At 69.5% G+C, this 15260-nt stretch carries 6 protein-coding genes; all 6 read right to left on the reverse strand.

Translation table 11 applies throughout. The features are described from left to right. Window positions 1-105: 105 nt before the first annotated feature. On the reverse strand, window positions 106-2133 hold the full coding sequence (gene malQ / locus IEX89_RS08605) for a 4-alpha-glucanotransferase (RefSeq protein ID WP_188911711.1): 2028 nt from the start codon (window positions 2131-2133) through the stop codon (window positions 106-108). Beyond that, window positions 2133-3899 (reverse strand): malto-oligosyltrehalose trehalohydrolase, encoded by a 1767-nt coding sequence (gene treZ, locus IEX89_RS08610; RefSeq protein WP_188911714.1) that lies wholly within the window; start codon window positions 3897-3899, stop codon window positions 2133-2135. Before treZ ends, malQ begins: the two co-directional genes overlap by 1 nt. 182 nt (window positions 3900-4081) lie before the next feature. Continuing rightward, the gene (glgX, locus tag IEX89_RS08615; protein ID WP_188911716.1) at window positions 4082-6193 is read right to left on the reverse strand and encodes a glycogen debranching protein GlgX; all 2112 of its coding nucleotides are present in this window, start codon (window positions 6191-6193) and stop codon (window positions 4082-4084) included. A gap of 8 nt (window positions 6194-6201) precedes the next feature. Then, entirely contained in the window at window positions 6202-8409 is a 2208-nt protein-coding gene (gene glgB, locus IEX89_RS08620) for a 1,4-alpha-glucan branching protein GlgB (RefSeq protein ID WP_188911718.1), read from the reverse strand. Then, window positions 8409-11687: a maltose alpha-D-glucosyltransferase gene (gene treS, locus IEX89_RS08625; RefSeq protein ID WP_188911720.1), complete on the reverse strand. Its 3279-nt coding sequence runs from the start codon at window positions 11685-11687 to the stop codon at window positions 8409-8411. Before treS ends, glgB begins: the two co-directional genes overlap by 1 nt. Before the next feature lies 1 nt (window position 11688). Continuing rightward, entirely contained in the window at window positions 11689-14997 is a 3309-nt protein-coding gene (locus tag IEX89_RS08630; RefSeq protein ID WP_188911722.1) for a maltotransferase domain-containing protein, read from the reverse strand. Window positions 14998-15260: the final 263 nt, after the last annotated feature.

Below are 15260 nucleotides of genomic sequence, written 5' to 3' on the forward strand. Positions count from 1 at the left end.
CCCGCCATCCCTTCCGCTGCGCGGAACGCGGCATTCGCCGCGCCCCATCCGTCACCGGCTACGCCGGCGCCACCTTCCCCTACAGGGAAGGAGGAACGAAGAGCCTCACTCAGTCCCCCTGGGCCGGGCCTTGGCGAGGAGTGCCATCCGGCGGCGGGCGGCGGGATCGTCGAGGGCGTCCGGCGGAAGGCGTCTACGCCAATTCGGGTGCTCGTCGAGGGTTCCCGGCAGGTTGGGCTGCTCGACGAGGCCGTGCAGGTCCTCCGCCGGGACGATGGCGAGGTTCGACGCGGTCTTCGCCACGAACCCCAGAGCGGCGTCGACCACCGCGTCGGTGTCCTCCATCGCCGGGGGCGCGCCCTCGGCGGTGCCGGCTTCGACGAAGGCGTCCCAGAGCTTGCCGCGATCGGTCTCGCGCTCGGCGTGCTGCGTCTCGTGGAAATCGGCGTCTCCGTGGCCGACGCGCTTGCGCCAGTCGACGTCGTTGCCGCGCCACCAGCCGGCGACGGTGGGGAGGTCGTGCGTCGTCGTCATCGAGGCCGCATGCCGGGCATAGTCCGCCGGCGGCGTGTAGGCGCCGTGCGCCCCGCGCTCGAACCACAGGACCCGCATGCCGAGCACGCCGGCGCGATCGAGCTTGGGCCGGAAGCCCGGCGGGACGGTGCCGAGATCCTCGCCGATGACGAGCCCGCCGGAACGATGCGATTCCAGCGCGACGAGCCGCAGCATGTCCTCTTCCGGATAGGAGATGTAGCAGCCGTCGTGCGGGGTCATGCCCTCGGGCACGACCCACAGGCGCCGAAGCCCCATGGCGTGGTCGATGCGCACGCCGCCACCGCAGCGCAGGGCCGCGCGCAGGGTGGCGAGAAAGGGCGCAAAGCCCGTCGCCTGCAGCGCGCGCGGCGAGAAGTTGGTCAAGCCCCAATCCTGCCCGGTGGGCCCGAGCAGGTCCGGCGGCGCGCCGATGGAGAGGCCGTCGAGCACGTCCTCGCGGCGCGACCAGACGTGGCTGCCGCCGCCGTCCATGCCCACCGCGAGATCGGCGACGAGGCCGATCGCCATGCCGGCCCCCTTCGCGCGACGCTGGGCGTCCGCGAGGGCGCGCTCGGCGAGCCATTGCAGGAAGGCGTGAAAGGCCACCTCGCGCACGTTCTCGCGGCAGAAGGCTTCCACTTCCGGGCTCGCGGGATCGCGGAAGGCCTGGGGCCAATCGTGAAAGCCGCCACCGCCGTGACGGGCGTGGAGCGCCTCGTAGCGGGCGTGGAGCTCGAGCAGGCTTCCGCCCTCGGCGCGGAAGGCGGCGAAGTCGCCCCGCAGCCGCACGTCGCCGGCCTGCTCGAAGCGCTCGTAGAGCGCCCGCAGTCGCGCGAGCTTGATGCGCGCACCCGCCGACCAGTCCACGAGCTCGGCCCGCGGCGGCGCCTCGGGCGCCGGCAGGTCGTCGAGCGGGCCGAAGAGCGGCGTCGGGTCGGCGTAGAGGACGTTGTGGAACAGGCGCGTCGAGGGCGAGTACGGGCTGAAGCGGCTCGCGTCGGCGGCGAAGAGCGCGTGCGTGGGGCTCATCGCCACCGCGTCCGCGCCGGCGTGCCCGGCCGCCTCCGCATAGGCCGCCAGCGAGCCGAAATCGCCGAACTCCTCGCCGTCGCGCGGCGGCAGCGAGTAGATCTGCGCGGCGAGCCCGAAGACGTCGCGCCCGCGCGCCAGATCCTCGATGCGCACGCCGTGCGCCGGCGCGACGGCGAGGGTGATGTGGTGGTCGCCGATCTCGAGCCCGTGATAGCCGGGCTCCAGGATCGGGGGCAGCGCCATGCCCCCGGCGGTGGGCGCGAGGCGCATCTCGCGACGCCCGCCGTGCTCGTGGCGCAGAACCGCAACCGCGTGATCGACGAAGGCCGGCGGCAGGAGCGTGGATTGCCCCACCTCCGTCGTCAGGAAGGAGAGGCCGGAGCCCGCCTCCTCGCGCAGGCGCGCGCGGCTGTCCGCGACGTCGCTCTCGCCGTCGGCGGGCAGGCCCATGGCGGCGAGCACCCGCCGGAGCGTCTCCTGTGAGACCTCCTGGGGGCGGCCCTTGAAGTCTTCCCAGCGGATGTGGAGGCCCGCCTCCTCCGCCAATGCGTGCAGGGCGTCGGCCATCAGGCGGCCTCCTCGAGCCAGGCGATGGTGGTGTGGGCCGGCACGGCGCCCGCGGCGATCGGCCGGCCGACGACGACGAAGGGCTCGATCGTCGGAACGGCGAGCACGCCGAGCGGCGCGGGATCGGCGCCGAGGTTCGACAGCAGCACCAGGTGCGCACCGTCGCCCATGCGCCAGCGGCCGATCACGGCCTTCTCGTTCACGACCTCCGCGCTCTGCGCCCGCGCGCCGGCGAGGCGCGGGACGATCTGCTGCGCCCGCGCGGCGAGGAGCCGCCGATAGAGGGCGAGCACGGCCTCATCGCCGCCCTCCCCGGCGATCGCCGGGCGCGAGCGCGCGAAGGTCTCGGGCGCGTTCGGGTCGGGGATGCGCGCGCGGATCTGCGGGTCGGCGAATTCCGGGAAGTCCTTGAACTCGCGCCGGCGCCCTTCGCGCACGGCGTCGGCGAGATCGTCGTGGTAATCGGTGAAGAAAAGGAACGGCTCCTTCGCCCCGGTCTCCTCGCCCATGAAGATCATCGGCAATTGCGGGCACAGCAGATGCAGCGCGGTGGCGGCGTCCAGCGCCTCGCGTTCGACCAGCGTCGTGAGCCGGTCCCCGAAGGCGCGGTTGCCGACCTGGTCGTGGTTCTGGATGTGGGCGACGAAGGCGGTCGGCGGCAGGTGTCCCGAGGGCGCGCCGCGCGGGTGCCCGATCCCGTTCTCCGGCGCCTGGCCCTGGTAGACGAAGCCTTCCTCCAGCGCGATGGCGAGCTTGCCGGCCGTGTCGCGGACGTAGTTGCCGTAATAGGACTGGTCCTCGCCCGTGAGCATCACGTGGACGCAATGGTGGAAGTCGTCGTTCCACTGCGCGTCGATCTCGCGGCCGAGATAGCCGGGATCGTTCTCCTCGTTCTCGAGGACGAGGTGGACGTGGCGCCCGGGCTCGATCGTGCGGCGCACCTCGGCGGCGACCTCGTCGAGCCAGTCCCGCTCGGGAATGGCGTGGACGGCGTCGAAGCGCAGGCCGTCGACGCGATATTCCATCAGCCACATGAGGACGTTGTCGGCGAAGAAGCGCCGGACCTCGTGGCGCCGGAAGTCGATCGCCGCGCCCCAGGGCGTATGGATGTCGTTGCGGAAGAAGGGCTCCGCATAGGCGTGGAGGTAGTTCCCGTCGGGCCCGAAATGGTTGTAGACCACGTCGAGGAAGACCTGCAGCCCGAGCCCGTGCGCCTCGTCGACGAGGCGCTTCAAGTCGTCGGGCGTGCCGTAGGCGGCATCCGGCGCGTAGGGAAGCACGCCGTCGTAGCCCCAGTTGCGCGACCCCGGAAAGGCGCCGATCGGCATCAGCTGGATGGCGGTGATGCCGAGATCTGCGAGCGCCTTCAGATGCCCGCGCACGCCCTCGAACCCGCCGAGGAGACCGGCATGGGCCTCGTAGAGGACGAGCTCCTCGAGCGGGCGACCGCGCCAGCCGTCGTTGCGCCAGTCGAACGCGTGCGGATCGACGACGATGGACGGGTCGTGCACGTCCTTCGCCTGCGCCTTCGAGGCGGGATCGGGCACGAGCTTGCCGTCGTCGAGGCGATAGCGGTAGGGCGTCCCCGCTCCGCATTCGACCTCCACCTCGAACCAGCCGGCGTCCTGCTTGCGCATGGGAACGGGCTCGCGGCCCTCGATGGCGAGGTGCGGCTGGCGCTGGATCGGCGCCCAGAGGCGAAAGCACGTGCGGCCCGGTGAGACCAGGCTCGCGCCCCAGAGCGTGGGATGGGCATGGCGGGCCATGGATTGCGTCTCCTCGTCGGGAGTTCGGGTTCAATCGAGTGTCGGCGTCGAAACCTCGCCGCAGGGGAGGTGGGCCGCGCAGCCGCCCGGAGGGGGCGAACCGGCGATCGCTCTCGCCCCCACCCGCCGCCCTGCGGGCGTCGACCGCCCCGAGGGGCGGTGCCGGCGCCGGTCGGCGCCCATCACGCACCCTCGCCCGGCACGAAGGTCGCGGCGAGGAGCACGGCGGAATGGTCCGTGACCTCGTAGCTCGCCGCCCCGATCGGCTCCTCGCCGCGCTCGGGATCGGCGGCGTCGAGCAGCAGGCGCCAATCGTCGCCGGGCCCGGGCAACGTGAAGCGGATCGTGTCCTCCGAGCCGTTGAGGAGAAGCGCCACGATCTCGACCGCACCGTCGTCCCGCAGCTGTGCCCGGCGCATCAGGAGCGCGCGCTTCTCCGGGTCGTTCCAATCGTCCGGGGAGGGCGTGCCGCCGTTCTCGTCGAACCATTCGAGATCGCGGATGCCGTCGGCGATCTCCTGGCCGTAGAGGAAGCGGCGGCAGCGGATGATCGGGTGGTCGCGCCGGATCTCCGCGAGCCGCGCCGTGAAGGCGGTGAGCGCCTGGCCGGTCTCCGATCGGGCCACCGACCAGTCGAGCCAGGAGATCTCGTTGTCCTGGGCGTAGGCATTGTTGTTGCCGTGCTGGGTGCGGCCGAACTCGTCGCCCGCGACCAGCATCGGCGTGCCGAGCGCGGCGTACATCGTCGTCAGCATGGAACGCATGACGCGACCGCGCACGGCGTTGATGCCCTCGTCGTCCGTCGGCCCCTCCGCACCCCAGTTGCGGGAGTAGTTCTCGGAATGGCCGTCGCGATTGTCCTCGCCGTTGGCCTCGTTGTGCTTCTGCTCGTAGGCGACGATGTCGGCCAACGTGTAGCCGTCGTGCGCCGCGAGGAAGTTCACCGAGGCCCAGGGACGGCGCGCGCGCCGGTCGAAGACGTCGCCCGATCCCGACAGCCGCGCCGCGAGATCCGAGCGCAGCCCGCCGTCGCCGCGCCAATAGCGGCGCACGCCGTCGCGGAACCGGTCGTTCCATTCCGCGAAGGAGGGCGGATGATGACCGAGCTGGTAGCCGCCGGGGCCGATGTCCCAGGGCTCGGAGATCAGCTTCTTGCGCGACAGGATCGGATCCTGGCGCAACGCGTCGAAGAAGCCGGCGCCGGGGTCGAAGCCGTGCGGCTCGCGCCCGAGCGTGACGCCCAGATCGAAGCGGAAGCCGTCGACCCGGTAGGACGTCGCCCAATAGCGCAGGCTGTCCATCACCATCTGCAGGACGCGGGCGTTCGACAGGTTCACCGTGTTGCCGGTGCCGGTGTCGTTGATGCAATGGCGCTTGTTGTCCGGCAGGAGGCGGTAGTAGCTCGCGTGGTCGAAGCCGCGCCAGGAGATCGTCGGCCCCTGCTCGTCGCCCTCGCAGGTGTGGTTGTAGACGACGTCGAGGATGACCTCGATGCCGGCCGCGTGCAGGCGGCGGATGGCGATGCGCAGGTCGTCGTTGTCGCCGCCGGGCATCATGTAGCGCGGCTCGGGGGCGAAGAAGGAGAGCGTGTTGTAGCCCCAGTAATTGACGAGCCCCTTCTCCTGCAGGAACCGGTCCTGCAGGAAGGCGTGGATCGGCAGGAGCTCCACCGCCGTCACGCCGAGGCGCTTGAGATGCTCGATCACGGCGGGATGGGCGAGCGCGGAATAGGTGCCGCGCTCGGGGATGCGCACGTCGTCGAGGAGCTTGGTGAGCCCCTTCACGTGCGCCTCGTAGATCACCGTCTCCGACCAGGGGACGTTGGGCGGCCGGTCGTCGCCCCAGGTGAAGGAATCGTCGACGACGACGCCCTTGGGCACCGCCGGCGCGCTGTCGCGCCGGTCGAAGGACAGGTCTCCGCGCGGCGAGAGCACGCGATAGCCGAAGAGCGCGTCCGTCCAGCGCGTCTCGCCGTGCAGCGCCTTGGCGTAGGGATCGACGAGGAGCTTGTTGGGGTTGAAGCGGTGGCCGTTGTGCGGCTCGTACGGCCCGTAGGCCCGAAAGCCGTAGAGCAGGCCCGGCTTCACGTGCGGCAGGTAGCCGTGCCAGACCTCGTCCGTCCATTCCGGCAGGTCGTAGCGCGCGATCTCGCGCCGACCGGACGGATCGAACAGGCACAATTCGATCCGCTCGGCATGGGCGGAGAACACGGCGAAGTTCACGCCGAGACCGTCCCAGGTCGCGCCGAGAGGGTAGGCGGAACCCGGCGACAGCCGGTCGGGGAGAAGCGGCATGGGAATGGTCAGCCTTCGTGTCGGAAGACGCACGCGGAGAGCGGCGGCAAGGTGAGGCTCAGGGAATTGGGCCGCCCATGGGTCTCCACGGGCTGGCTCTCAACGCCGCCGGCATTGCCGAGGTTCGAGCCGCCGTAGATCTGCGCGTCCGAATTGATCACCTCGCGCCACGTCCCCGCCTCCGGCACGCCGATGCGATAGTCGTGGCGCGGCACGGGGGTCATGTTGAGGACGACGAGGAGCGGGTGGCCGCCCTCCCCGCCCTTGCGGACGTAGGCGAAGACCGAGTTCGTCGCATCGTCGCCGATGATCCAGTCGAACCCCGACGGCTCGGCGTCGGTGGCGTGGAGCGCGGGCTCGCGGGCGTAGAGCTTGTTGAGGTCGCGCACGAGCATCTGCAGGCCGGCATGGCTCTGGTTCTGCAGGAGCGCCCACTCGATCTCGCCGTCGTGGCTCCACTCGCGATGCTGGCCGATCTCGCAGCCCATGAAGAGGAGCTTCTTGCCCGGATGCGTCCACATGAAGCCGAGATAGGCGCGCAGGTTGGCGAGCTTCTGCCACTCGTCCCCGGGCATCTTGCCGATGAGCGAGCCCTTGCCGTGCACGACCTCGTCGTGGGAGATCGGCAGGACGAACTTCTCCGAGAAGGCGTAGACGAGCCCGAACGTCATCTCGTTGTGGTGATACGAGCGGTACAGCGGCTCGCGCTCCATGTAGTGGAGCGTATCGTGCATCCAGCCCATGTTCCACTTGTAGGAGAAGCCGAGCCCGCCCTGGGAGACCGGCTGCGACACGCCCGGGAAGGCGGTGGATTCCTCCGCGATCGTGATGGCGCCCGGCGCGCGCTCCTGCACGATCTGGTTCATGCGCTTGAGGAAGTCGATGGCCTCGAGGTTCTCGCGCCCGCCGAAGCGGTTGGGGACCCACTGGCCATGGGCGCGGGAATAGTCGCGGTAGAGCATGGAAGCCACGGCGTCCACGCGCAGCGCGTCGACGTGGAAGGTCTCCACCCACCACAGCGCCGAGGCGATGAGGAAGCCCTGCACCTCGCGCCGGCCCATGTTGTAGATGTAGGTGTTCCAGTCCTGGTGGAAGCCCTCGCGCGGGTCCTCGTGCTCGTAGAGCGCCGAGCCGTCGAAGCGGGCGAGCCCGTGCGGATCGGTAGGGAAGTGCGCGGGCACCCAGTCGAGGATGACGCCGATCTCCGCCCTGTGGCAGGCGTCGATGAAGCGCGCGAACCCTTCCGGCGTGCCGTAGCGAGCAGAGGGCGCGAACATCGAGAGCGGCTGGTAGCCCCAGGATCCGCCGAAGGGGTGCTCCATGATCGGCATCAGCTCGATATGGGTGAAGCCCAGATCCGCGACGTAGGGGATCAGCGTCTCGGCGAGCTTGTCCCAGTCGAGGATGCCGTGCGGCTCGCCCTCGGGGCGCAGCCAGGAGGCGGGATGCACCTCGTAGACGGCCATCGGCTTCGTCGGGCCCTGGCGGGCGCCGCGACGTGCCATCCATTCCTCGTCCGTCCAGCGGAAGGCGTGGGGTGCGGCGACGATGGAGGCCGTCGCGGGCGGCGCCTCGGTGCGGCGCGCCAGCGGATCGGCCTTGGGCGACAGCGTCTCGCCGCTGGCGCCCACGATCTCGTACTTGTAGCGCTCGCCCGGGCCGATCCGCGGCACGAACAGCTCCCAGATGCCCGCCGAATGGCGAAGCCGCATGGGATGGCGACGCCCGTCCCAGGAATTGAAGTCGCCGATGACGGAGACCCGCCGTGCGTTCGGCGCCCAGACGGAGAAGGCGACGCCGTGGACGCCTTCGTGCTCCGTCGGCTGCGCGCCGAAGCGCTCGGCGAGATCCCAGTGGGCCCCCTCCGAGAAGAGGTGCAGGTCGAGCTCGCCGAGCACGATCCCGAAGGAATAGGGGTCTTCCGTGTCCTGCACCGTGCCCGGCCAGGTGATGCGCAGGACGTAGCGTTCGCGGCGGCTGACCAGCCCCGCGTGAAGGCCCTCGCGCACCTCGTTGAGGCGACCGAGGACCTCCCCGTTCTCGCGCGAGACGACCTCGACCGCCTTCGCACCGGGAAGGAAGGCGCGGACCACGGGCCCCTGCCCCGTCTCGTGCATGCCGAGAAAGGCGAAGGGATCCGTGAGGCGCCCGGCGAGCGCCTCCATGGCAGCGGCTTCCACTCCCTCGATCTCAGGCGCGTGGGTCGTCTGATTCATCAGGATGGCTCCTCGTTGGCGTTGAGCAGGCGCTCGGCCACGTGGGCGAACCCGTTCAAGGGTACGTCGAGCCACGCGGGCCGGTTCGCCGCTTCGTACGAAATCTCGTAGGCGGCCTTCTCGAGGATGAAGAGGTCGAGGAGCGCGGGGTTCTTCACGCTCGCCGGATCGACCTCGCCATAGGCCTCGAGGAAGGCCTCCTCCGCGATCTGGCGGAACAGGGACCGCAGCTGGGCGCCGCGCGCTTCCGTGAGCGGCCCCTGCGGTGTGTGACGATGCTTCTTGAGGTTGGACGCCGCGTAGTCGAACGAGCGGATCACCCCGGCGAGGTCCCGCAGCGGGCTCGCCTTGGCGCGGCGCTCGTCGAGCGACTTCGCCGGCTCGCCCTCGAAGTCGATGATCATGACGTCGCTGCCGGCCACCAGGATCTGGCCCAGATGCAGGTCCCCGTGCACCCGGATGCGCGGCGTGCCCAGGAGCGATCCGGCCTTCTCGTCGACGAGCGCGAGCAGGCGGTCGCGCTTCTCGAGGAGCCCGCGCGCCTGGGCGGCGTCCTCCTCGTGATCCCACTCGCCGTACGCCTCGATGGCGGCGAAGGCCGCCTGGAGCTGGCCGCGCACGGAGGTGCGAACGCGCTCCACCTCGGCCGCGTCCGCGGTCTCGGGACGGAACTCGGGATCGTCGGTGTCGCGTGCGAGGATGGCGTGCATCTCGGCCAGGCGCCGGCCGAGATTGCCGGCAAAGGCGGCATAGGTCTCGAAGCGGTAGCCGTTCTCGCCGTTCTCCTCCTCGGTATGGGCGGATATCTCGTCGATGGCGCGGTCGAGATAGTTCAGCGTCCACTGCCAGCCGTCGCCCTGGTTGAGGACGAAGCCCTGGACGATGGAGACCGTCGTCTGCGCGCCGTCCTCGCCCACGTGCACCGCCTCGCCGAGGAGCGGCGGCGCGTTGGCGAAGCCGTTCTCCGTGAGATAGCGGCTCATCTCGGCTTCCGGATGGATGCCGGGCGTGAGCTTGCGCAGGAGCTTGAACACCGCCTTGCGGCCGACGATGAGCGTCGAGTTCGACTGCTCGGCCGTGAGCCACTCGATCTCGGACTCCGACTCGGGCGCGTTGTCGGTGAAGTGCGAGGTGGCGCGGAAGCGGATCTCGCCCGTCTCCGTGCGGATCACCGCGTTCTCCCCGAGCCCCTGCGTCAGGGCGCGGGCGAAGCCGGGCATGGCGAAGCCGTCGGTGAGATAGCCCACCCGCCGTCCCATCCGCACCCGCGCCATGGCGAGCTGCGGAGCGAAGGGCGCCGGCGTCTCGTCGTCCCACGAGATCGCGAGCGGCAGGGCATAGCGCTCCGCCCCCGACGCGGTCTCGATCTCGACGAGCGCCATGAGGATGTCGCGCCCCGCGTTGGGCAGGGGCAGCGCGCTCAAGAGCGAGACGCGCTTGATCGCCTCGTCTTTGCGCTGGAACCAGCGGCGATTCGCGGCATAGCCGGGCAGCACGTCGCGCTCGAGCTGCTCGCGGTTCTTGCCTTCCACGATCTCGGCCACGCCGCGGCGCAGCACGAAGGTGAGGTGCTCGGGCTCGATGCCGGCGGTCGCGGTGGACCAGTTCGGCGGCTCGACCGTCTGCGAGAGCTGGAACCAGTAGAAGCCGTAGGGCGGCAGCGTCAGCAGGTAGGGCAATTGGCCGATCTGCGGGAACGCCGCGCCGCCGGAGAGCTCGACCGGGATGCTGCCGGCGAACTCGCCGAGATTGAGCTCCACCGCCTGCGCCTGACGCGAGACGTTGGCGACGCACAGGATGATGTCGCCGTCGAGCTCGCGCAGATAGGCGAGGATCTTGCGGTTGGCGGGGCGCAGGAAGCGGATCGTGCCGCGCCCGAAGGCCGCGTGCTGCTTGCGCACCGCGAGCATGCGGCGCGTCCAGTTGAGCAGCGAGGACGCGTCGCGCTCCTGGCTCTCCACGTTGACGCGGTCGTAGCCGTAGAGCGGATCCTGGATCGGCGGCAGCGTCAGGCGCGCGGGGTCGGCGCGCGAGAAGCCGCCGTTGCGGTCGGGCGTCCACTGCATCGGCGTGCGCACGCCGTCGCGGTCACCCAGGAAGATGTTGTCGCCCATGCCGATCTCGTCGCCGTAATAGATCACGGGCGTGCCGGGCATGGTGAGCAGCAGCGAGTTCATCAGCTCGATGCGCCGACGGTCGCGCTCGAGCAGCGGCGCCAGGCGCCGGCGGATGCCGAGATTGATGCGCGCGCGCTTCTCGGACGCGTAGGTGTTCCAGAGATAGTCGCGCTCCTTGTCGGTCACCATCTCGAGGGTGAGCTCGTCGTGGTTGCGCAGGAAGATCGCCCATTGGCAGTTCTCGGGGATCTCGGGTGTCTGGCGCATGATGTCGGTGATCGGGAAGCGGTCCTCCTGCGCGATCGCCATGTACATGCGCGGCATCAGCGGGAAGTGGAACGCCATGTGGCATTCGTCGCCGTCGCCGAAATAGTCCTGCGTGTCCTCCGGCCACTGGTTCGCCTCGGCGAGGAGCATGCGGTCGGGATAGGCCGCGTCGAGCTCGGCACGGATCTTCTTGAGGATGTCGTGCGTCTCGGGGAGGTTCTCGTTGTTGGTGCCCTCGCGCTCGACGAGATAGGGCACCGCGTCGAGCCGCAGCCCGTCGACGCCCATGTCGAGCCAGAAGCGCATGATCGAGAAGACTTCCTTCAAAACCCGCGGGTTGTCGAAGTTGAGGTCCGGCTGGTGGCTGTAGAAGCGGTGCCAGAAATACTGGTTCGCCACCGGATCCCAGGTCCAGTTCGACTTCTCGGTGTCGAGGAAGATGATGCGCGTGCCGGAATACTTCTTGTCGTCGTCCGACCACACGTAGAAGTCCCGCGCCGCCGAGCCGGGCTTGGCGTGCCGCGCCTTCTGGAACCAGGGATGCTGGTCCGAGGTGTGGTTGATCACGAGCTCGGTGACGACGCGCAGGCCGCGCGCGTGCGCTTCCTCGACGAAGCGCTTGAAATCGCGGATCTTGCCGTATTCCGGGTGGACGTCGCGGTAATCCGCGATGTCGTACCCGTCGTCGCGCCGCGGCGACGGGTAGAACGGCAGCAGCCAGATGCAGGTCACGCCGAGCTCGGTGATGTAGTCGAGCTTCTGCATGAGCCCCGCGAAATCGCCGATGCCGTCGTTGTCGGAATCGAAGAACGATTTCACGTGCAATTGATAGATGACCGCGTCCTTGTACCAGACCGGATCGGTGTTGGTTATGAGCGACTTCTTACGCGCCACGTCAGGCCCCCTGGTGCGGTCGGATACGCCAAATGACGAAAGGATGCTCGTACGGATCGAGCCGAGTATGGTGCAGCTTGCCGTGCCAGGTGAAGGCCCGATCCGCGATCAGGTCGTCCACGTCGACGGCGCCGTCGTCCGGCAAGCCGAACTCCCATAGGGGAACCTCGAAGTCGCATTCGTGCGCCACGTGCGGGTTGAGGTTCACCATGACGAGGATCATGTCGTCGCCGTTCCGAGACGGCTTGCCGTAGTACAGGATCTCGTCGTTGTAGGCATTGTAGAACCGCACGTTCGTGTGCGTGTGCAGCGCCGGGTTGGCGCGCCGGATGCGATTGAGGCGCGTGATGTCGGGCACGATGTTGCCCGGCATGTCGAAGTTCCGCGCCTTGATCTCGTACTTCTCCGAATCCTTGTACTCCTCCTTGCCGGGGATCGGCTCGCCCTCGAGGAACTCGAAGCCGGAATAGACGCCCCACAGCCCGCCGAGCGTCGCGGCGAGGCAGGCGCGCACGAGGAAGCCGGCGCGCCCGGAGCTCTGGAGGTAGTACGGGTTGATGTCCGGCGTGTTGACGAAGAGGTTGGGGCGGAAGAAGTCCTTCGGCGGATCGTTCGCCAGCTCCTCGAAGTATGAGCGCAGCTCCCACTTCGTGTTGCGCCAGGTGAAGTAGGTGTAGGACTGCGTGAAGCCGATCTTGGCCAGCCCGTACATCATCTTCGGCCGGGTGAAGGCTTCCGACAGGAAGATCGCGTCGGGATACTGCGCCTTCACGTCCGCGATGAACCATTGCCAGAACGGCAGCGGCTTGGTGTGCGGGTTGTCGACGCGGAAGGTCCTCACGCCCTCCTTGCACCAGAACAGCACGATGTCGCGCAGCGTAACCCACAGGTCCGGGATGGATTCCGGCTTGTAGAAGTCGACGTTGACGATGTCCTCGTACTTCTTGGGCGGGTTCTCCGCGTACTTGATCGAGCCGTCCGGGCGATAGTCGAACCAGCCGGGGTTCTCCTTCAGCCACGGATGGTCCGGCGAGCACTGGATGGCGAAGTCGAGCGCGATCTCGAGACCATGCTTTTCCGCCGCCGCGCGCAGCGCCCGGAAGTCGTCGATCGTGCCCAATTCGGGATGGATCGCGTCGTGCCCGCCTTCCGGCGCGCCGATGGCGTAGGGCGAGCCCGGATCGTCGGGCCCCGGTGTGAGGGTGTTGTTCTTGCCCTTGCGGTTCTTCTTGCCGATCGGGTGGATCGGCGGGAAGTAGAGCACGTCGAAGCCCATGTCGCGCACGCGCGGCAGATGGGCGATGACGTCGCGGAGCGTGCCGTGGCGATGGACGTCGCCGCTCATGGAGCGCGGGAAGAGCTCGTACCAGCTCGCGAAATGCGCCTGCGTCCGCTCCGCCTCGATGGGCTGAGCGTAGGAGCGCGACGCGTGCGGACGATCGTCCGCCTCGCGCATCAGCGCGCGCGCCTGCGGCGAGACCAGCACGTGCACGCGATCGTCGCCCTCGGCGCGGTCGTAGCGCTGGAGGATCTCGTCGAGGCCCGCGCGCAGCTCGCCGGTGGAGCGGCCGTGCGCCTTCTCGACGTGCTGGCGGCCCTCCACCAGGTCGAGCGCATAGTCGACCTTGGCGTCGAACTTCTTCGTCAGGTCGCGGCAGAAGGTCTGGTAGACGTCGAACCAGGCCTCGACGACGTATTCGTGCCGTCCCATGCGCTCGAGGAAGAGCATGCCCTGGAAGCGGTCGTTGCCGATGGGCTGCATCGGCGCGCGCCGCCACGTCTCCTCGTCGAGCGCGCGCCATTGCAGCTCGACGCCGAGCACCTCGTGCCCGTCCATCAGGGCGTCGGCCTCCACGACGACGGCGTCGCCGACGACGCGCTTGATGGCGTAGAGCCCCTGGTCCACGGAGGGCGCGAGGTTGTCGACGAGGATGCGCGGCCACTTGGTGGCGGCCGTCGTCACCGCGCGCTTGCCGGGCTGGCGATTGATCTTCACGGGCGTCGCGCGCAACGCCTTGGCGAGGTAGGCCTCGCCCGGATGCAGCGCGATGAGGTCGCCCGCCGACGCGCTCACGTCCGCCGAGCCGCTCTCCACCGGCGCGAAGGCGCCGAACGTGCCGCCCATCTGCCCGCGCAGCTTCGCCGCGAAGACGTCGTTGGGCTCGTAGAGGTCCGGGTTGATGCACACGAGGAGCGCCTCGTCCGCGAAGCGCGGATCGTCGGCGGTGCGCAGCACGCCCGTGACGCGGGCGGACGGCCCCGTCAGCGGGCGCAGCAGCGGCGCCTTGCGCAGGAGCGGCGTGTCCGCGACGAGCCGGTTCGCACGCTCGACCATCTCCGTGAGGTCGAAAGGCGCCTCCGCGGCGGCGCGGTCGTAATCCTCCGGCGTCGAGACGACCGCATCCATCGGCCGGCGCGCGGCGACCTCGACGCCCATGGGCGCGAGGAACCCCGAGCCCAGCGCCGCGGCGGCGTGGAACGCGCGCTCGTAGGCCGGGCGAAGCCCGCGATTGTCCTTGATCCGCTCGGCGAGACGCGTGGAGAACGGCGCCTCGACCGTCGCGATCGGAGGCGCGATCGTGGAGAGCGCGTCGTGCTCCTCGAGATACCAGCTCGCGCGGAAGTCCCACCAGGCCAGAGAGGAGAGCGTGTAGTCGAAGCCGAGCCCGCGCAGCCCGAACACGTCGGGGCGCGGCACGCCGGTCGTGTCGGCGATGAACAGCGTGTCGCTCTTCACGTTGCGCGCGGCCTGCATCAGCCGGCCCCACAGATGAGCGGTCGGCGTCGCCGGCTTGAGCGCGCGGAAGCCCGCGACACCGAGCTCGGCATAAGCCGCGAGCTTGGGCGTCCAGAAGCCCTCCAGCCGCTCGCCGCAATTGTCGGCGATGCGCGACATGGCGGTGCCCTGCGGGCTCGCCGGATGGCGCGGGTCGATGATGCCGAAGGGCGTCTCGCGGCGCACGGTGAAGCAGTCCGGCGCCTCCTCCACGAAGGGGTGCTCGAGGGCGAAGCTCTGCGGCGCGACGTCGAGCATGAGCGCGAGGCCCTTCTCGCTCGCCTTCTCGACCAGCCAGCGCACGACGTCGTGCGCGCCGTACTCCGTCTCCAGCGCGGGATGGGCCGCCTCGTGGTCGGCGGGGAAGAACGTGTCCCCGGAGCGGCCGGGGGCGTAGATCGGCGAGACCAGCACGTGCGTGAAGCCGAGCCGCGCGATGCGGTCGAAATGCTCCACGAAGCGCCCCAGCGGGCCGACGAGCCGGTGGTGCAAGTAGTAAATGCGCGGCGCTGTCTGGATGGGGGTCTCGGCCATCGTCCCTCGCGTCTCGTCGTTGCGTCTGCCGGAGCGCGCGCGAAAGGTGCGCACGCGGGTTCGGGTGAGCGGCGGGACCGCCCGTCACGGGGTCGAATCTTCGCGCGGTCGACCCTGCGAACGAGGGCCCTGGGATTACGGGACAACACGCCGTCTAGGCGCGGGTTCCCAGGCGGGCGCAAGCTAAGCAAGAGGCGCGGCGGGCGCAAGACCGCAACCGGCATTAGTTTGCATCGATTCACGAGCAGCGCCGGCTCACGATC

Source organism: Salinarimonas ramus, assembly GCF_014645695.1.
GTDB classification, from domain to species: Bacteria; Pseudomonadota; Alphaproteobacteria; order Rhizobiales; family Beijerinckiaceae; genus Salinarimonas; species Salinarimonas ramus.

Bases quoted from the DNA above. Each gene is read 5' to 3' on its own strand.
- malQ (WP_188911711.1), bottom strand. From the start codon at position 2,133: ATGGCCGACGCCCTGCACGCATTGGCGGAGGAGGCGGGCCTCCACATC.
- treZ (WP_188911714.1), bottom strand. From the start codon at position 3,899: ATGGCCCGCCATGCCCATCCCACGCTCTGGGGCGCGAGCCTGGTCTCA.
- glgX (WP_188911716.1), bottom strand. From the start codon at position 6,193: ATGCCGCTTCTCCCCGACCGGCTGTCGCCGGGTTCCGCCTACCCTCTC.
- glgB (WP_188911718.1), bottom strand. From the start codon at position 8,409: ATGAATCAGACGACCCACGCGCCTGAGATCGAGGGAGTGGAAGCCGCT.
- IEX89_RS08630 (WP_188911722.1), bottom strand. From the start codon at position 14,997: ATGGCCGAGACCCCCATCCAGACAGCGCCGCGCATTTACTACTTGCAC.